Here is an 18,414-nt window from a genome sequence, read left to right as displayed (position 1 = left end):
CAATAATAAGACGCCCGTCGGCCTGACGGCTTAACTTGACCGTTCAGGCTGAAGGTGAAGAGTTATAAGGAAGTATTATGAGCTTATTAGATGTCAAAGATCTACGCGTAGAGTTTAAGACTCAGGATGGCATTGTCACCGCGGTAAACGATCTGAACTTCTCTCTGAAACAGGGTGAAACCCTGGGTATTGTTGGCGAATCAGGCTCAGGTAAGAGCCAGACCGTCTTTGCTATCATGGGATTACTAGCGAAAAACGGCGTGATCTCTGGCAGTGCCAAATTTGAAGGCCGTGAGATCCTGAACCTGCCGGAAAAAGAGCTGAATAAGATCAGGGCAGAACAAATCGCCATGATTTTCCAGGATCCGATGACCTCCCTGAACCCGTACATGAAAGTCAGCGATCAGCTGATGGAAGTCCTGATGTTGCACAAAGGGATGGGTAAAGCAGAAGCGTTTGAAGAAAGCGTACGTATGCTGGAAGCGGTGAAAATTCCTGAAGCCCGCAAGCGTATCACTATGTACCCGCACGAGTTTTCCGGCGGTATGCGTCAGCGTGTGATGATCGCTATGGCGCTGCTGTGTCGTCCTAAACTGCTGATTGCCGATGAGCCGACTACGGCTCTCGACGTGACCGTTCAGGCGCAGATCATGGAACTGCTGAACGAGCTGAAGAGCGACTTTAATACGGCGATCATTATGATCACTCACGATCTGGGTGTGGTAGCCGGTAGTTGTGACAAAGTGCTGGTCATGTATGCCGGACGTACCATGGAGTACGGCAAAATCGATGAGATTTTCTATAAGCCGGCGCACCCGTACACCGAAGGCCTGCTAAAAGCGATCCCGCGTCTGGATACGGAAGGGGAAGAGCTGCCGACAATCCCGGGTAACCCGCCAAACCTGCTGCGTCTGCCAGTTGGCTGTCCGTATCAGGAGCGTTGCCACCGGGCATCCAGCCGCTGTTCGCAGGAGGCGCCTGCGCTGGAACCGTTTGCCGATGGCCGCTTACGTGCTTGTTTTTCTGATGTGGGGACATGGTAATGGATGTACAAAAGAACCTGCTGCTGGATATTACAGATCTGAAAGTTCACTTTGATATTGCCCAGAAATCGGCCTGGCCGTGGACCAAACCTCTCAAGCTGAAAGCCGTGGATGGGGTCGGTATTCGCCTTTACGAAGGTGAAACGCTGGGGGTCGTGGGCGAGTCTGGTTGTGGTAAATCGACCTTTGCTCGTGCCGTCATTGGCCTGGTGGAAGCGACTGACGGTAAGGTTGTGTGGTTGGGCCAGGATCTGACTCGGCTGAATCACAAAGAAATGCGTGAAAAGCGTAAAGACATTCAGATGATTTTCCAGGATCCACTGGCATCGCTGAACCCGCGTATGACGGTTGGCGAAATCATTGCTGAGCCGCTAAAAGCGTATTTCCCGGAACTGTCTTCTGATGATGTAAAGCAACAGGTTAAAGCCATGATGGCGAAAGTGGGCCTGCTGCCGAACGTGATTAACCGTTACCCGCACGAATTTTCCGGTGGCCAGTGTCAGCGTATTGGTATTGCCCGCGCCCTGATTCTGAAGCCGAAGCTGATTATCTGTGATGAACCGGTATCTGCTCTGGACGTGTCGATTCAGGCGCAAGTGGTCAACCTGCTGAAATCGCTGCAAAAAGAAATGGGTCTGAGTCTGATTTTCATCGCTCACGACTTGTCAGTGGTGAAACATATTTCTGATCGCGTGATGGTGATGTATCTGGGTAATGCGGTGGAGATGGGAGAAGCGGATGCGTTGTTCACCGAACCTAAGCACCCGTATACCAAAGCGCTGATGTCAGCCGTGCCGATTCCGGATCCGGAGCTCGAACGTAATAAAGAAATTCAGTTGCTGGAAGGCGACTTACCATCCCCAATGAACCCGCCGTCGGGGTGTGTTTTCCGTACACGTTGTCCGGTAGCCACCGCGGCTTGTGCAGAGAAAAAACCACAGCTGGAAGGCACTGACATTCACGCTGTGTCTTGTCTGCATGCTCACTAATCCAAGCCTGTGACAGGCTTTAAGCGCGGCGTCAAAGCCGCGCTTTTTTTATGCCTGTATCCGGCAGGCTAAGCTGTCTTTATTTACTCAACCGGGTACCAGTATCCCTGATTGACCAGCTGGGTCAGCAGGGCAATAAAGGCCGGATGGTCCAACAGTTTACCGAGCAGGTTTTGGGTGATGTTTTCTTCATCACACAAATAGGTTGCCGCAACACCGCACTCTTCAGGTAATTCATAAGTCTCACCATTAATGAAGACCACATGTGGTTGCTCCGGGTAATAGAAAGCTCGCAGGCCGCCAAGACGCTTGAGTGCTTCGCCGCTTTCCAGGAACTGGTAAATTTCCGCCTGTTGCCATGGTGGCTCTGCGGCAATCACATCCAGATCATGGCGATTGTTGCTCAGGTGTTCACCCAGCCAGCGACGCATTAGCTGTGGGTGATCCATCAGACTGCGCAGCATCCCTTCCAGATCGGCAAATTCATTGGCCGGAATGGCACCACTGGCCTTGCGGGCATGCAGTTTCGGGTTGTGGTAATGCACATCGCCAATATCATTCGCAATCACATAATCGGCAAAACTGCTCAGCAGTTCCTGTTTCTTCGGCGAACGGAAACCAATAGAGAAGCTCATCGCGGTCTCAATGGCATAGCCGTCATGCGGAAAACCTGGCGGAATATAAAGAATATCGCCAGCTTCCAGAATTTCATCGATGATAGGATCAAACCCTTTGACATGGCGCAGGGCCGGATGACCAAATTCTTCCTCATAGTCATCTTTCTTCGGTCCGACCCGCCAGTGACGTTTGCCGGAACCTTGTACGATAAACACATCGTACTGATCGATATGAGGGCCGACACCGCCGCCCGGGGTGGAATAGCTGACCATCAAATCGTCAAACAGCCAACCTGGCAGAGCCCGAAAAGGTGTGACGAGGCGAGCTGCACCTTCGTGCCAGTGGTTAACTGCCTGGACGGTAAACGACCAGTTGTCTTCCGGGACATGGTCAAAGCTGAGCGGCCCGTGCTTCACGTCCCACTCTTTTCCCTGACGGGCAATGTAACGGGAGTCGACTTCTTCTTCCATCGCCAGACCGGCCAGCTCATCCGGGCTGATCGGGTCGATAAAATGCTTGAAGCCGCCTTTGATAATCGTGGGTTTTTTCTGCCAGTATTCGGCCAGAAATTCATCCATTGAGAAGGTGAGTTGATACATATCTGATATATAGCTGACTGTGTAAGCGGGTAGTATACCCGAATGTCGGTAGTTTTATTGTAGAAAGAAAAAGGCCAGCATCGTGCTGGCCTTGAATATAAATTTTTGTATGACGTGATTACAGCTTGTCAGTCAGCTCGATTGCTGCACCGATGTAGTTGGCTGGCGTCATTTCTTTCAGGCGTGCCTTCTCGTGCTCTGGCAGTTCCAGACCATCGATGAAGTTACGCATGCCTTCGCCGTCAACACGCTTACCACGGGTCAGCTCTTTCAGCTTCTCGTAAGGTTTTTCAATGCCGTAGCGACGCATGACTGTCTGAATAGGCTCAGCCAGTACTTCCCAGTTCTTGTCCAGCTCAGCTTCCAGTGCACTGCGGTTCACTTCCAGCTTGCTGATACCTTTCAGGGTAGATGTGTACGCGATGATCGCGTAGCCACAGCCAACACCCAGGTTACGCAGAACAGTAGAGTCCGTCAGGTCACGCTGCCAGCGAGAAACCGGTAGTTTCTGTGCCAGGTGAGAAAAGATCGCATTGGCCAGACCCAGGTTGCCTTCAGAGTTTTCAAAGTCGATTGGGTTAACTTTGTGCGGCATGGTTGAAGAGCCGATTTCACCAGCGATTGTCTTCTGCTTGAAGTGACCCAGAGCAATGTAGCCCCATACGTCACGGTCGAAGTCCAGCAGGATGGTGTTGAAGCGCGCGAAGGCGTCAAACAGCTCTGCGATGTAGTCGTGCGGTTCGATCTGCGTTGTGTACGGGTTCCAGGTCAGACCCAGAGACGTCACGAACTCTTCGCTGTACTGGTGCCAGTCAATTTCAGGGTACGCAGACAGGTGTGCGTTGTAGTTACCAACAGCACCGTTGATTTTACCAAGGATTTCAACGTTTTCGATTTGCTTGAACTGGCGCTCCATGCGGTACGCCACGTTAGCCATCTCTTTACCCATGGTCGACGGAGAAGCCGGCTGACCGTGAGTACGAGTCAGAAGCGGTACGTCACGGTATTCAGCCGCCAGGCCTTTAATCGCATCGATGACGTTACGCACTTCCGGCAGCATCACGTGCGCGCGCGCTTCACTCAGCATCAGGGCATGTGACAGGTTGTTGATATCTTCAGACGTACAGGCAAAGTGAATGAACTCGTTCACTGCATGCAGTTCAGGAACTTCAGCAACTTTTTCTTTCAGGAAGTATTCAACAGCTTTTACATCGTGGTTGGTCGTGCGCTCAATGGTTTTGATGCGCATTGCGTCTTCTTCGCTGAACTCAGCAGCAATGCGGTCAAGGAAGGCATTGGCTTCATCACTAAACGCAGGAACTTCCACGATAGCATCAGTAGCGGCCAGTTTTTGCAGCCAGCGGATCTCAACGATGGTGCGGTACTTTAGCAGACCAAATTCACTGAAAATGCTGCGAAGGGCACTCGTTTTACTTCCGTAACGGCCATCTACCGGGGAAACAGCAGTCAATGCTGACAGTTCCATGTTGCTCTCTCCTGATTTTTGAGGTTTAAACAAGGTATAACTGAGGGTCCTGCCAAGCTGAATGGCACTCAGCAGGACTTTTTTATCTCAGGCCGCCAATCGACGGGCGACCTAACGCTTTTTGTTGTATCGCAATCGGTATTGCTTTTTGAGTCGTTGATTAGCTGCGAGCCAGCAGAATTTTCGCCTGCTCAACCATCTGCTTCCGACCAAAGATTAGGTGGCGGCGTTTACCACCAACCTGACGCCACAGCACTGCGGCACGAATTGCGGCAAGAAGCAGGGCACGGACTTTATGCTGAACACTTTGCTGCTGCAGGTGTGCCGGGGTACCGGTCACCTGAATTCGCGGGCCCAGCGGGCTAATGATGTCCAGGTAAATACTGGCCAGGTTGCTGATCATCTGATCTTCCATCAGCTCGAAATGTTCGATCTGACGCTTCGCAGTATCAATGCGATCACCCAGCTGAGCCATACTGTCGCGGCGGCTGGCCAGTTTGCGTTCCAGAGCCATAATACTGACCAGATAGCGGGTCAGTTCATTGCCTGACGGTGTATTGTCAATTTCAGATACCAGTGCTTCCAGACCCAGGCGAAGTTTGGATTCCTGGCCGTAGATTTCCAGGGTATTGGACGGGTCAGTCACCATGATGCTGTTCAGGCACGCTTCCAGCGCGTCATCATCACAGTGGCCGTCACGGGCGACTTTCTGAACAAGCTTTACTGCCTGGCAAATAGCTGCGAATGCAATAGTACGGTCATATAAAGTGTGTGCCACGTGTATCAACTCCCTTAGATACGCTTCTCGATAATCCCGCCACCCAGGCAGATTTCACCGTCATAAAAAACGGCAGACTGGCCTGGTGTTACCGCGATTTGCGGCTCATCAAAAATCACCTTGATGGTTTCATCATCCACTGGGATAACGGTACAAGGAATGTCCTGCTGGCGGTAACGGGTCTTCACTGTACAAGTGCGCGGTTCACGGATTGGTTGACGGTCAACCCAGTGCAGCTGCGAGGCAATCAGGCCTAAAGACTGCAGACGAGGGTGGTCTTTACCCTGGCCTACGATCAGTACATTGCGTTCTACATCTTTGTCGACAACGTACCAAGGATCTTCGTTACCGTTGCCGCCTTTCTGGCCACCGATGTGCAGACCTTTACGCTGCCCCAGGGTGTGGTACATCAGCCCTTGGTGCTCACCGATTTCGTTGCCTTCTGCCGTTTCAATCTTACCCGGCTGGGCTGGCAGGTACTTGCTCAGAAATTCAGTGAATTTACGCTCACCGATGAAGCAGATACCTGTGGAATCTTTTTTCTTCGCGGTAACCAGACCTTGCTCTTCTGCAATGCGGCGTACTTCTGTTTTCTCCAGTTCACCAACCGGGAACAGGCTGCGTGCGATTTGCTCGTGGCTCAGTGTGTACAGGAAGTAGCTTTGGTCTTTGTTATTGTCGACGCCGCGCAGCATCTGCACTTTTTCACCTTCAGCCGGGAAAGAGCGGCGGGTGTAGTGACCCATGGCGATGTAGTCGGCATCCAGCACTTCGTCGGCAAACTCGAGAAATGCTTTGAATTTGATTTCTTTGTTGCAAAGAATGTCTGGGTTCGGTGTCCGGCCTGCTTTGTATTCTGCCAGGAAGTACTCAAACACATTGTCCCAGTATTCAGCGGCAAAGTTGATGGTGTGCAGGGGGATACCCAGTTTGTCACATACAGCTTGCGCATCAGCGAGATCTTCCGCTGCTGAGCAATATTCATCGTTGTCGTCTTCTTCCCAGTTCTTCATGAACAGGCCTTCAACCTGGTAGCCCTGTTGAAGCAGCAGGTAAGCGGACACCGAGGAATCAACGCCGCCGGACATACCGACAATGACTTTTTTCTGGCTGTTATCTGACATAATTCTCTTCAGTCGTTAAGAAAGTTAAGAGCGTGATTCTAACAGAAAGCTTTTTACCGAAACAGAGCGAGAGCAGAATCACACTTTAATTATTTAACGGACTCAAATCAGTGGTTCAGAACCCACTGACGCAAACGTTTGCTTTTGTTGCGGCAATGATAGTTGAGTGAATTTGAAATGTGTAGTTTTTTTCGTCCTTATAGCGGAAAAAACTAAGAAATGTTGTGTGGCAGCAAAGCCAATCACAAAATCCTCGTGTGATTGGCCTTTTTTGTCACGCTGGCTCTTTGTCTAATTCAAGCAAATGACCGGGCGTATGAAAGCCCGGCCAGCAGATTAGCGAGACACTTTGTTAAAGTGACACTTCGCGCCACTCGCCTGGAGCCAGATCATCGACGGTCCAGTCAGCCATGCGATAGCGAATCAGGCGCAGGGTCGGATGGCCGATATGAGCCGTCATTCGACGAACCTGGCGATTACGGCCTTCCTTTAGGGTGATGGCTAACCAAGTTGTCGGAATGTTCTTCCGCTCCCGGATAGGCGGGTTACGTGGCCAGATTCCCGGTTCAGTCATGCGCTCGATTTGCGCAGGCAGGGTAGGACCGTCTTTCAATGTGACGCCGTGGCGAAGTTCGTTCAGGGCATCTTCGCTCGGCTCTCCTTCTACCTGTACCCAGTAGGTTTTTGGCTGCTTCGAGGACGGTTGGGTCAGACGTGCCTGCAAAATGCCGTCATTGGTCAGAACCAGCAAACCTTCACTGTCTTTATCCAGCCGACCTGCCGGGTAAACGTCACGCACCGGGATAAAATCTGCCAGCGTTTGATCGCCGGGTTCACCGGTAAATTGAGTTAAAACGTTATAAGGTTTGTTAAATAATATGATTTTCTGTGGCCCTTGCGGACGGCGAGGGCGATTAACATTTCTTGATGGTCGACGCGCAAAATTGGAACGTTTAGGTTGACGCATTGAGGTGTTTGGCTTCATAACTAGCGAGCTGTAAAAGGGTAAAATAATCGACCTGCCTATTATACCGCGAAAAATTGCTGAGTGGCGTTTCGATATTTTTTCAAGTATTATTTGCGCGCATCTTACAAAAAGATAACAAATGGACGCTAGGAGATTTAAATGGATAGTAAAGTAGTTGTACCAGCTGAAGGTCAGAAGATTACCCTGGATTCTGAAGGTAGACTGGTCGTCCCTAACACCCCTATCATCCCATTCATTGAAGGTGATGGTATCGGTGTTGATGTCACCCCAGCCATGATTAAAGTGGTTGATGCCGCAGTTGCTAAAGCTTACGCCGGTGATCGTAAAATTTCCTGGATGGAAATCTACACTGGTGAAAAATCAACGCATGTATACGGTGAAGATGCCTGGCTTCCGCAAGAGACGCTAGATTTTATTCGTGAATACAAAGTTGCTATTAAAGGTCCTCTGACTACGCCAGTTGGCGGTGGTATCCGTTCTCTGAACGTTGCACTGCGCCAGGAGCTGGACCTGTACATCTGTGCCCGTCCTGTACGTTACTTCGACGGTGTTCCAAGCCCTCTGAAACAACCAGAACTGACTGACATGGTTATCTACCGTGAAAACTCAGAAGATATCTACGCTGGTGTTGAATTCAAAGCGGGTACAGAAGAAGCTGATAAAGTTATCAAATTCCTGAAAGAAGAAATGGGCGCAACAAAGATCCGTTTCCCTCAGCAGTGTGGTATCGGTATCAAACCAATTTCTGAAGAAGGCACTAAGCGCCTTATTCGTGCAGCACTTCAGTACACTATCGACAACGATCGTGACTCACTGACTATCGTTCACAAAGGTAACATCATGAAGTTCACCGAAGGTGCCTTCAAAGATTGGGGTTACGAAGTGGCGGCAGAGTTCGGTGCAGAGCTGCTGGACGGTGGTCCATGGATGACTCTGAAAAATCCAAAGACCGGCAAAGAAATCATCATCAAAGACAGCATCGCTGACGCATTCCTGCAGCAAATCCTGCTGCGTCCGGCTGAGTACGATGTGATTGCAACCATGAACCTGAACGGTGACTACATCTCTGATGCACTGGCTGCGCAGGTAGGTGGTATCGGTATTGCACCGGGTGCAAACATTGGTGATGGCGTTGCACTGTTCGAAGCGACTCACGGTACTGCACCTAAGTATGCGGGTCAGGATAAAGTAAACCCAGGTTCACTGATCCTGTCTGCTGAAATGATGCTGCGTCACCTGGGTTGGACAGAAGCTGCTGACCTGATCATCGAGTCAATGGAAGCTGCCATCCGTAACAAGACTGTGACTTATGACTTCGAGCGTCTGATGGAAGGTGCTACTTTGCGTAAGTGTTCTGAATTTGCCAACGACATGATTGAGCAAATGTAAGCTGAACATCTTGTAATAAGCATAATAAGCTCGGCATTGATGCCGGGCTTTTTTATTGGCGTTGCTGAAACGCAGTCTATGCATTTTGCCGGCGATTCTTTTTTGAGTGATAAGTCTTTGAGTGAATAGTTGGCGTAAATGGCTGTGTGAAAAATGCGCGACATATGAATGGAAAGATAAACAGCAAAGCTGTATAAATAGGGCTTTTTGTTTAAATAATGTTAAATTTAAATAATTGGATTAGGATCACCGTTATTTAATAATTATTCATTTGTCAGTTTCAGTGCTGATGAATGAGATAGCAAAAAACTCCGGGTCCGGATGGCGCCAGCACTGAAAACCCGAACAATAAAAAAGACAGGCTTTGGCCTGTCTTTCATGTACCGAATAGAGAACTGTAATTGCGAGGTCACTTCGCGGCGTCGAGTTGGACCGGAACTATTTCCTTTGCATGGAAACCTTTTGGACCCGTCTCTACAGTGTAGTTGACCTGCTGGCCCGCTTTGAGTGTCCGGTAGCCGTCCATTTGGATAGTTGAATAGTGCGCAAAGATGTCACCCTCACCGGTTTCCGGACAGATGAAACCAAACCCTTTCGCGTTGTTGAACCATTTAACTGTACCTGTTGCCATGCTATACATCCTTCTGTGCATTCAAGTTCCATTTTGCATTAGTTTGCCGATCCTTTTTATCATGCATTGCATACTAATGCTAATTTGATGCAGTGAGTATCTACTACAAGTTACACTCTAGTAAAAAAATATAGACAGTCAAGTGCATATTGTAACAATCTCATAAAATACCAGTTGGTGAAAAAAAAGACGATGAATGCAGTTGAAAGCTCTGAAAAGGAAGTAAAACTCAGTCATTAGTCTGTACGCTATTTTCTGTCGTAAAATATCCCTCCTTTAAGGCGGTTTTCCCGCGTCAGGTCACCGTCTTATTGGCGGTTTTTCGGCATTATCGTAGTCATCTCTTAGTTGCTGGAATACAATGAGTGCATTAGTCTGAATATAGTGATAGGAAAACTGCGGTCGAAATCGCCACATACACTTAGTCCTAGCTTAAGTTGTTGTTTATTGGTGGACTATTCCTATCGTACTGGTAAGTTAAGGTTATGAGTAAGTTATACGAGTGGATCGTTCCGGAATCCGATATTCTGGAAGACGAGGAAACCCGGGTTAAGCCCCCATCGATGTACAAAGTAATTTTAAATAATGATGATTACACACCGATGGATTTTGTGATAGAAGTGTTACAGAAGTTCTTCTCCATGGATTTGGAGAAATCCACACAGTTGATGCTAACTGTGCATTATGAAGGGAAGGCCGTATGCGGCACCTTCACAGCCGAAGTCGCCGAGACCAAGGTTGCTCAGGTAATGATGTATGCAAGGGAGCATGAACATCCGCTACTGTGTACGATGGAAAAAGCTTAGGCTTTTTTCGGCACGCCATAATTGAGTGGTATTTAGGGGAGGTGCCTTATGCTAAATAAAGAACTTGAAGCGAGCTTGAACGCTGCATTTGCACGCGCCAGGGAAAAGCGCCATGAATTTATGACAGTAGAGCACCTGCTGTTGGCGTTGTTGGAGAATGCATCTGCTCAGGAAGCACTGCTGGCTTGCCGTGCTGATCTGGATACGCTGCGCAAAGAACTGGACTCCTTCATTGAGCAAACTACGCCACTGATTCCGGTGGACGACGAGAGCAGGGAAACCCAGCCTACACTCAGTTTCCAACGTGTGTTGCAACGTGCTGTGTTCCACGTTCAGTCTTCCGGACGCAGTGAAGTCACTGGCGCGAATGTTCTGGTCGCGATTTTCAGCGAGCAGGAATCTCACGCTGCATACCTCCTGAAGAAAAGCGACATCAGCCGTCTTGACGTCGTGAACTTCATTTCTCATGGCACTGTGAAAGACAGTGGAAACGACGATCTTCATGGTTCGGATGTGGGCGGGGATGACCCTCGCAGCGAACAAAGCTCAGAAGATAAGCTGGAAAACTTTGCCACTAACCTGAACCAACTGGCTCGTGCCGGTGGGGTCGACCCGCTGATTGGTCGTGACAATGAACTGGAACGTACCGTTCAGGTCTTGTGCCGTCGCCGTAAAAACAACCCTCTGCTGGTAGGCGAAGCTGGTGTCGGTAAAACCGCCATTGCGGAAGGGCTGGCCTGGCGCATCGTAGAAGGCCAGGTGCCAGAGGTTATCAAAGACTGTGTGATTTACTCTCTGGATATCGGCTCACTGCTGGCCGGGACTAAGTACCGCGGTGACTTTGAGAAGCGATTCAAAGCTATCCTGAAGCAACTGGAAAAAGAAGATCATGCCATTCTGTTCATCGACGAAATCCACACCATTATCGGTGCCGGGGCAGCGTCTGGCGGACAGGTTGATGCGGCGAACCTGATCAAACCTCTGCTGAGCAGCGGTAAGATTCGTTGTATGGGTTCAACCACCTACCAGGAATACAGCAATATCTTTGAGAAAGAGCGCGCATTGTCACGCCGCTTCCAGAAGATTGATATTGTTGAGCCATCGCTGGATGACACCACGAAGATCCTGATGGGGCTGAAGCCGAAGTACGAAGCGCACCATGAAGTGCGATTTACTAACAAAGCCATCCGTGCTGCTGTTGAACTGTCGGCCAAATACATCAACGAACGCCATCTGCCTGACAAGGCAATTGACGTAATTGATGAAGCGGGTGCGCGTTGTCGTCTTGCTCCGGCGAGCAAGCGCAAGAAAACCGTTAATGTCAGTGACATTGAAGCCATGATTGCCAAAATGGCTCGCATCCCTGAGAAATCAGTCTCTTCCAGCGACCGCGATGTACTGCAAAAGCTGGATAAGAAACTGAAGATGCTGGTGTTTGGTCAGGATCCGGCGATTGATGCGCTGACAGAAGCCATCAAGCTGAGCCGCGCTGGTTTGGGTGCCGAGAACAAGCCTGTGGGGTCGTTCCTGTTTGCCGGCCCGACCGGGGTAGGTAAAACCGAAGTAACCGTGCAGCTGGCACGTACTCTGGGTATTGAGTTGCTGCGTTTCGATATGTCAGAGTACATGGAACGTCACACTGTCAGCCGTCTGATTGGTGCGCCTCCGGGTTACGTGGGTTATGACCAGGGTGGTTTGCTGACCGATGCCGTGATTAAACATCCTCACTCAGTTGTACTGCTGGATGAGATTGAAAAAGCACACCCTGACGTATTTAACCTGCTGTTGCAGGTGATGGACAACGGTACGCTGACGGATAACAACGGCCGTAAGGCGGATTTCCGCAATGTGATTCTGGTAATGACCACCAACGCCGGTGTGACTGAAACTGTGCGTAAGTCGATCGGTTTGATCCAACAGGATCACAGCCACGACGCGATGTCGGAAATCAAGCGTGTCTTTACGCCGGAATTCCGTAACCGTCTGGATAGCATTATCTGGTTTAACCATCTTGAAAAAGAGGTTATCTCTCAGGTGGTCGACAAGTTCATTGTTGAACTTCAGGCGCAGCTGGATGCTCGTGGTGTGTCGATGGAAGTTTCGTCGGCAGCCCGTGAATGGCTGGCAAACAAAGGTTATGACAAGGCGATGGGTGCGCGTCCGATGGCGCGTGTGATTCAGGACAACCTGAAAAAACCAATGGCCAATGAGCTGTTGTTTGGTGAGTTGATTAACGGTGGCTCTGTACGGGTTGATCTGGTCAATGACCAGCTGGAATTCCTGTTCAGCAGTCAGGTCGAACCGGCGCACTGATAGACTGAACCAAGGGCACGTCTTGTTCAGTTAACTGTAGAAATAAAATAACCGCCTTTAGGCGGTTATTTTTTATCGCTATCATGCTGTTTGAGCGTGATCACTTGGTATTGATTAACGCTCGGATGCCCACAGGTGCAGCAGGTCAACAGCAAGTGTTGCGGCTGCTAACGCTGTGATTTCCGCATGGTCGTAGGCTGGTGCCACTTCCACGACATCCATCCCAATCAGGTTGATCCCTTGCAGGCCACGGATGATTTTCAGCGCTTTGTCTGAAGTCAGACCGCCACATACCGGAGTGCCGGTGCCCGGTGCAAATGCCGGATCCAGGCAGTCAATGTCAAAAGTCAGGTAAACCGGTAAGTCACCCACGGTCTGTTTGATGTTCTCGACAATCTGTTCAACGGACTGATCATTTGCACTTGCCGCATCCAGAACATTGAAGCCCAGCTTGTTGCTGTACTCGGTACGGATACCAATCTGGATGGAGTGATGCGGGTCAATGAGGCCCTCTTTCGGCGCATGGTAGAACATGGTGCCGTGATCATACTGGCTGCCCAAATGATAAGTGTCGGTATGAGCATCAAAGTGGATCAGTGCCATTTTGCCGTACTTTTTGGCGTGTGCCCGTAGCAGCGGCAGCGTCACGAAATGATCGCCACCAAACGTCAGCAGGGTTTTACCGTGTTCTATCAGGCTGGTGGCATGTTTTTCCAGGCGCTCACACATTTGTGCGGCGTCACCGCTGTCGAACACCAAATCGCCACAATCGGCAATGCGGATTTTGTCGGTCAGAGAAAAAGTCCACGGCCAGCGTTTGCCTTCCCATGCCAGATTGGTGGAAACCTGACGAATTGCACCTGGCCCCATGCGGCTGCCAGAGCGACCGGTTGTCGCCATATCAAACGGAACACCGGTGATGACTACATCAGCGTCAGACGTATGTGGGGTGAAATTCAGCGGTTGACGCAAAAAGCCGAAGGCATTGGCGTACAGTGAATAATCCGGGTAGTTAGCAAGGGTCGCTAGCGCGTTATTTGACAATGCAGTGCTCTCCTGAGAATCAGTGTCTTTTTTCAAGTTGTTGTCCTCCACTGTGCGTCGGTATTGATATGTCACTATCAATTCGTCAGCGTCGCGTGAGGAAAGGCGTTCAAAATTGATGGATTCGCCGCCCGCCATTGTCATCAGACTTCTGGCGGGCGGCGAACCGTGATTTATCGGCAGCCTCGAATATCTTCAAGGTAAGTGTAGCCCTGCAGGCCTTCTGCCAGCTCAGCCAGAATACCACTGTGCTCTGACGGTGGCAGATACTTCGCGACCATTTCCTCGTACTGACGCAGGAAAGTTGCCGCATCGAGGTGAACGTATCGCAGTACATCACCCACGCTGTCGCCGCGGTCAATGTGCTCGATATGATACCCGCCCTCAGGCTGGCAGCGCACTACGGCGGTATCGGTATCGCCGAACAGGTTGTGCATATCGCCCAGAATTTCTTGGTAAGCGCCAACCAGGAAGAAACCCATCCGGTATGGCGTTTCATCGCTCCAGCTTGGGACCGCCAGAGTACTTTCGATACCCTGTCCTTCGACATACTGGTCAATCGCGCCGTCAGAATCACAGGTGATGTCCATAATCACAGCACGCTGCTCAGGCTCTTTGTCCAGGTGGCTGAGTGGCAGCACCGGAAAAATTTGCTCGATACCCCAGGCATCTGGCAGAGACTGGAACAGCGAAAAGTTCACAAAGAACTTATCGGCAAAGCGCTCCTGCAGTTCGTCCAGCAACGGACGATGGGCACGGTTTTTCGGCGACAGGCGCTTTTGCAGCTCAAAGCTCAGGCGCAGGCTGATTTGTTCAGCCCATGCACGTTCTTCGAAGGTGAGCATGCCCATTGAAAACTGAGTATGCGCTTCCGCCAAATCGTTCTGATTGTCATGATAAATCTCAATCAGTGAACGGTGATCCGTCAGGGTGCTCAGTTCCAGCCAGGATCGCCACATGTTCAGCAGCAGCTGAGGGGCAGATTCCGGCGGGGCAATGGCCGCTTCCGGTTTATAACTTTCAACACCAATAACGTCACTGATCAGTACCGCATGATGCGCTGTCAGGTTTCGGCCTGACTCCGAAATAATGCGCGGCATGGCAATGCCATATTCTTTACAGATATCGCCAATGGTGTAGACCACGTTGTTCGCATATTCACGCAGGCTGTAGTTCATGGAACAACTGTTCTGGCTACGTGTGCCTTCGTAATCGACGGCCAGGCCACCGCCGACATCCACCGTGGTGATGCCAGCACCCAGACGGTACAGCTCGGCATATACACGACCGGCTTCACTGACGCCGTTACGAACGTCGCGGATATTGGCAATCTGAGACCCTAAGTGAAAATGCAGCAGTTGCAGGCAATCCAGCATGTTGCTTTCGCGCAGCTTATTCATCACGGTCAGTACCTGAGAGGCAGACAGACCGAATTTGGATTTTTCGCCACCACTGGCTTCCCATTTGCCTTTGCTCTGAGCCGTCAGACGTGCGCGCAGGCCCAGGCGAGGGCGAACACCCAGCTCTGCCGCTTGTTGAATCACGGTCTCCAGCTCAGACAGTTTTTCCAGCACGATATACACTTCGTGCCCCAGCTTTTCGCCAATCAGCGCCAGACGGATGTATTCGCGGTCTTTGTAGCCGTTGCACACAATCACCGAACTGGCCTGATGCGCCATCGCCAGTACAGCCATCAGTTCTGGCTTGCTGCCGGCTTCCAAACCCAGCTGACGCTGTTGTTTGGCATACTGGCTGGCCAGAATTTCACTGACTACGGCTTCTTGCTGGTTCACTTTAATTGGGTAAACAGCAAGGTACTGGCCATCGTAGCCATAGTCTGCGATGGCGTTATTGAATGTCGCACACAGGCTGTCTACCCGGTGGTGCAGGATTTCCGGAAAACGAACCAGAACCGGCAGCGAGGCGCCCTGAGCGATCAGATCGTCAGCCAGTGCGGAAAGGGCAATCCTGTTATTAGGGTTGGAGACATCTGGGCTGACGGTAACGTCACCTTCAGCATTAATATCAAAGTAGCCCTGACCCCAGTAAGGCGTGTTGTAAATGTCGCGAGCATTGTCGATTGACCAATCACTCATAGTAAATCCTCAGTGTTTATACGGGGCATGCCGCAGCGAACGGGCGTAACAAAGCCGCCCGCCAATATTCAGAAAAGGCAAGCACCGGAAATAAATAGACCCAGCGTGTAAGACGCCGGAGAAATCGTGGTTAGACGCTTGGTGTCGTCATCGGAGTTTTAGCTGGTCGTCTCAGGGCCATTTTTCTTTTGCGACGGCTTGACGTAAGCGTCGACTCCAGCGATTTGTTCTGAGGGCGAATATGAGCTGCGATATCGCAAAGTGTAATCAGGTGTAACTCGGCCTGATAATCATTGATTGCGAGAGGTTTCATTGTCATTCCTAAACGGCCGTGCTGCTGACAGATTTCACGGTATGACAGATAAAAAGGGAGGGTCCCCGTTTACACCTCGGTCGTACGCGGTTGGGTGCAGCGCGATTAGACAACCGTTCTGCCCCTGAGGCAAATAAAATGATTTTCAGAACTTGAGCAAATTGTTTTATCGAACTGATAAGAAGCCGTGCTTGAAGGGCTGAGCGCGCCGTGTCTGCGATTTGGTGGGACTGAAAAAATAAAACCCGGCCTAAGGCCGGGTTTTATTTGTATTCTGTTATCTTGGATTGGCAAGATTAACGGGCGCGGAAGACGATGCGGCCTTTGGTCAGGTCGTATGGAGTCAGTTCCACAGTTACCTTATCACCAGTAAGAATACGGATGTAGTTTTTACGCATTTTGCCAGAGATGTGTGCAGTCACAACGTGACCGTTTTCCAGCTCTACGCGGAACATAGTGTTAGGCAGTGTATCCAGTACAGTGCCTTGCATTTCAATTACGTCTTCTTTTGCCATTGAATCCTCTTAGGCTACCAGCCATTCTTCTGATCGGGCCGGATGTTGCCTTGAAACTGGTTAAGTGTAAAGTTTAGGCCGCAATTTTACCTGCGCAGTAAACCTTTGTCAGCTACTGAGATGCATTTAAACGAATTAATCGCAGGTCAATGCCGGTACTGGTGAATAAAACAGCCGCTTTTTTACTCGCCTGACTGCCAGCGGTTGTTTTTCAGCAGTTCGTAAGGCTGAAACCGTATTTTGTAATTCATCGCTTTACAGGCATCAATCTGATAGCCGGGATACAGCCAGGAACGCTCCGTCAGCTGGCAGTAGTGAATCTGATAAAGGACGCAGAGCGTGCCCAGTGACAGTGGCGATGCCGGATCAAAAAAGCTGTATACCGCACTCAGTGCATCGTCCAGCACATCCGTAATTGCTACTGCAATCAGCCTATCACCGTCATACCCATGCAGAAACAGGGTATTCATCCAAGGGGCAGTACAGAACTCAAAAAACTGTTTCTTGTTCGGCGGAAACATGCTGCCGTCAGCATGGCGCTGGTTAATGTAGCGCGCATACAGTTCGAACCAACCCGGATCGAGGTTGGGTTTAAATTCCCAGCGCAGCTTTCTCATTTGATTCTGCTGACGCTTCTGGCTGCGAGACGGGGTAAACCGCTGGCAGTCCACTCGCAATGGGGTACAGGCCGTACAGTGCTGACACATGGGCTTATACACAGCCGTGCCGCTGCGGCGATAACCCGACGCCAGTAACAGAGCGTAGCCTTCCGGTGTTAGCCAGTGATGGTCCATCACCACGCCCAGCTGTTCTGTCTCTTCCGGTAGGTAGTTACAGGGGGACTCCGGTGTTACCCCGATACGTAATGACATCGATTGATAACTGGTCATGATTCGGGTACTGCTAAGGTTTGTGGCTCGTAACAACCATACTTCAGTATGGCATCCCTTTGTTGACTGAGAAACTGCATGAACAGAGGACGCTCCATCTCGACGGCGCCTAATGATGCAAGGTGGTTGTTCATCATCTGACAGTCAATAAGCTGTCCGCCATGCAGGTCAAAGTGCTGGCAGAAAAACCAGAGCGCGATTTTGGATGCGTTGTCAGCCAGAGAAAACATCGATTCTCCGCAAAAGATGCCACCTATGCCAATTCCGTAGAATCCGCCGACGAGTTCGCCGTTTTCACGCCAGACCTCGACCGAGTGGCAGTATCCGAGGTCATGCATTGCCTGGTAGGCACAGATCATCTCCGGCGTGATCCAGGTTTCATCAGCCCCGCGTGATTCAGCACACAGGCGAATCACATCGTGGCAGGCCTGATTCAGGGTGACCTGATAACCGGACTTTCGGAAAAATTTCCGCAGGCTTTTGCTCGGGCGAAAATACTGTGGCAGAAACACGGCTCGTGGCGACGGGCTCCACCAGAGCAGAGGTTCACCTTCGGAAAACCACGGGAAGATCCCTTGTCGGTATGCCGCCAGTAAACGTTCAGGACGCAGGTCACCGCCAAAGGCCAGCAAGCCGTTAGGATCGGCCAGCGCAGTCTCAGGTGACGGAAAATCAGTATTGACCGGATCAAGCTCCGGGAGATAAATTGCCATAATTACACTAAAAATAGCTCACCTGGCGGGCGTTGACTGGTATCAGATATACGACCGGCAGCTGGACGGGTTAAAATCA

At 50.5% G+C, this 18,414-nt stretch carries 17 protein-coding genes; 5 read left to right on the top strand and 12 right to left on the bottom strand.

Features of this window, described 5'->3' with window-relative positions; all coding sequences use genetic code 11:
* Window positions 1-77: 77 nt before the first annotated feature.
* Together oppD and oppF are read left to right on the top strand one after the other, a co-directional pair.
* Window positions 78-1,043, top strand: a complete 966-nt coding sequence (oppD, locus tag C9I92_RS02845; RefSeq protein WP_047884064.1) for an ABC transporter ATP-binding protein — start codon at window positions 78-80, stop codon at window positions 1,041-1,043.
* On the top strand, window positions 1,043-2,032 hold the full coding sequence (oppF, locus tag C9I92_RS02840; RefSeq protein ID WP_047884065.1) for a murein tripeptide/oligopeptide ABC transporter ATP binding protein OppF: 990 nt from the start codon (window positions 1,043-1,045) through the stop codon (window positions 2,030-2,032). The genes oppD and oppF overlap by 1 nt, the downstream gene beginning before the upstream one ends.
* Before the next feature lie 83 nt (window positions 2,033-2,115).
* On the opposite strand, the gene C9I92_RS02835 is transcribed toward oppF, so the two are convergent.
* From C9I92_RS02835 to rluE, 5 genes are all read right to left on the bottom strand, one after another.
* Window positions 2,116-3,249 (bottom strand): ribosomal protein uL16 3-hydroxylase, encoded by a 1,134-nt coding sequence (locus tag C9I92_RS02835; protein WP_047884066.1) that lies wholly within the window; start codon window positions 3,247-3,249, stop codon window positions 2,116-2,118.
* Between the two features lie 118 nt (window positions 3,250-3,367).
* Window positions 3,368-4,735, bottom strand: a complete 1,368-nt coding sequence (gene purB, locus C9I92_RS02830) for an adenylosuccinate lyase (RefSeq protein WP_047884067.1) — start codon at window positions 4,733-4,735, stop codon at window positions 3,368-3,370.
* 160 nt (window positions 4,736-4,895) lie between these two features.
* A complete protein-coding gene (gene hflD / locus C9I92_RS02825; RefSeq protein ID WP_047884068.1) occupies window positions 4,896-5,513 on the bottom strand; it encodes a high frequency lysogenization protein HflD in 618 nt (205 codons plus the stop codon).
* Window positions 5,514-5,527: 14 nt separating this feature from the next.
* Complete coding sequence (gene mnmA / locus C9I92_RS02820) at window positions 5,528-6,637, bottom strand: tRNA 2-thiouridine(34) synthase MnmA (protein ID WP_047884069.1); 1,110 nt, start codon at window positions 6,635-6,637, stop codon at window positions 5,528-5,530.
* Between the two features lie 352 nt (window positions 6,638-6,989).
* Window positions 6,990-7,622 (bottom strand): 23S rRNA pseudouridine(2457) synthase RluE, encoded by a 633-nt coding sequence (gene rluE / locus C9I92_RS02815; RefSeq protein WP_047884070.1) that lies wholly within the window; start codon window positions 7,620-7,622, stop codon window positions 6,990-6,992.
* Between the two features lie 141 nt (window positions 7,623-7,763).
* On the opposite strand from rluE, the gene icd reads away from it, so the two are divergent.
* Window positions 7,764-9,014, top strand: a complete 1,251-nt coding sequence (gene icd, locus C9I92_RS02810) for an NADP-dependent isocitrate dehydrogenase (protein WP_047884071.1) — start codon at window positions 7,764-7,766, stop codon at window positions 9,012-9,014.
* Between the two features lie 409 nt (window positions 9,015-9,423).
* Here icd and cspD read toward each other — a convergent pair whose 3' ends face one another.
* Window positions 9,424-9,645, bottom strand: a complete 222-nt coding sequence (cspD, locus tag C9I92_RS02805; RefSeq protein ID WP_047884072.1) for a cold shock domain-containing protein CspD — start codon at window positions 9,643-9,645, stop codon at window positions 9,424-9,426.
* Window positions 9,646-10,130: 485 nt separating this feature from the next.
* Here cspD and clpS point away from each other — a divergent pair, with 485 nt between their 5' ends.
* Both clpS and clpA read left to right on the top strand, forming a co-directional pair.
* Window positions 10,131-10,451, top strand: a complete 321-nt coding sequence (gene clpS, locus C9I92_RS02800; protein ID WP_047884073.1) for an ATP-dependent Clp protease adapter ClpS — start codon at window positions 10,131-10,133, stop codon at window positions 10,449-10,451.
* A 48-nt stretch (window positions 10,452-10,499) separates the two neighbouring features.
* Window positions 10,500-12,764 carry an ATP-dependent Clp protease ATP-binding subunit ClpA gene (clpA, locus tag C9I92_RS02795; RefSeq protein WP_047884074.1) on the top strand — a complete coding sequence of 755 codons (2,265 nt, stop codon included), beginning with the start codon at window positions 10,500-10,502 and terminating at the stop codon, window positions 12,762-12,764.
* A gap of 114 nt (window positions 12,765-12,878) precedes the next feature.
* Here clpA and speB read toward each other — a convergent pair whose 3' ends face one another.
* The 6 genes from speB to aat all read right to left on the bottom strand — a co-directional run bounded on the left by speB (window position 12,879) and on the right by aat (window position 18,335).
* Window positions 12,879-13,808 (bottom strand): agmatinase, encoded by a 930-nt coding sequence (speB, locus tag C9I92_RS02790; protein WP_047884218.1) that lies wholly within the window; start codon window positions 13,806-13,808, stop codon window positions 12,879-12,881.
* A gap of 173 nt (window positions 13,809-13,981) precedes the next feature.
* Window positions 13,982-15,904, bottom strand: coding sequence for a biosynthetic arginine decarboxylase (speA, locus tag C9I92_RS02785; protein ID WP_047884075.1), 1,923 nt, complete (start codon window positions 15,902-15,904; stop codon window positions 13,982-13,984).
* Window positions 15,905-16,034: 130 nt separating this feature from the next.
* On the bottom strand, window positions 16,035-16,217 hold the full coding sequence (locus tag C9I92_RS25235) for a hypothetical protein (protein WP_146149658.1): 183 nt from the start codon (window positions 16,215-16,217) through the stop codon (window positions 16,035-16,037).
* Between the two features lie 296 nt (window positions 16,218-16,513).
* Window positions 16,514-16,732, bottom strand: coding sequence for a translation initiation factor IF-1 (infA, locus tag C9I92_RS02780; RefSeq protein ID WP_005298441.1), 219 nt, complete (start codon window positions 16,730-16,732; stop codon window positions 16,514-16,516).
* Window positions 16,733-16,914: 182 nt separating this feature from the next.
* On the bottom strand, window positions 16,915-17,622 hold the full coding sequence (locus tag C9I92_RS02775; RefSeq protein ID WP_047884076.1) for an arginyltransferase: 708 nt from the start codon (window positions 17,620-17,622) through the stop codon (window positions 16,915-16,917).
* Window positions 17,619-18,335: a leucyl/phenylalanyl-tRNA--protein transferase gene (gene aat, locus C9I92_RS02770; protein ID WP_047884077.1), complete on the bottom strand. Its 717-nt coding sequence runs from the start codon at window positions 18,333-18,335 to the stop codon at window positions 17,619-17,621. The genes C9I92_RS02775 and aat overlap by 4 nt, the downstream gene beginning before the upstream one ends.
* Window positions 18,336-18,414: the final 79 nt, after the last annotated feature.

It is taken from the genome of Photobacterium ganghwense (genome assembly GCF_003025595.1).
In the GTDB taxonomy this organism is placed as follows: domain Bacteria; phylum Pseudomonadota; class Gammaproteobacteria; order Enterobacterales; family Vibrionaceae; genus Photobacterium; species Photobacterium ganghwense.
This window is presented reverse-complemented; position numbering and strand designations above follow the sequence as displayed.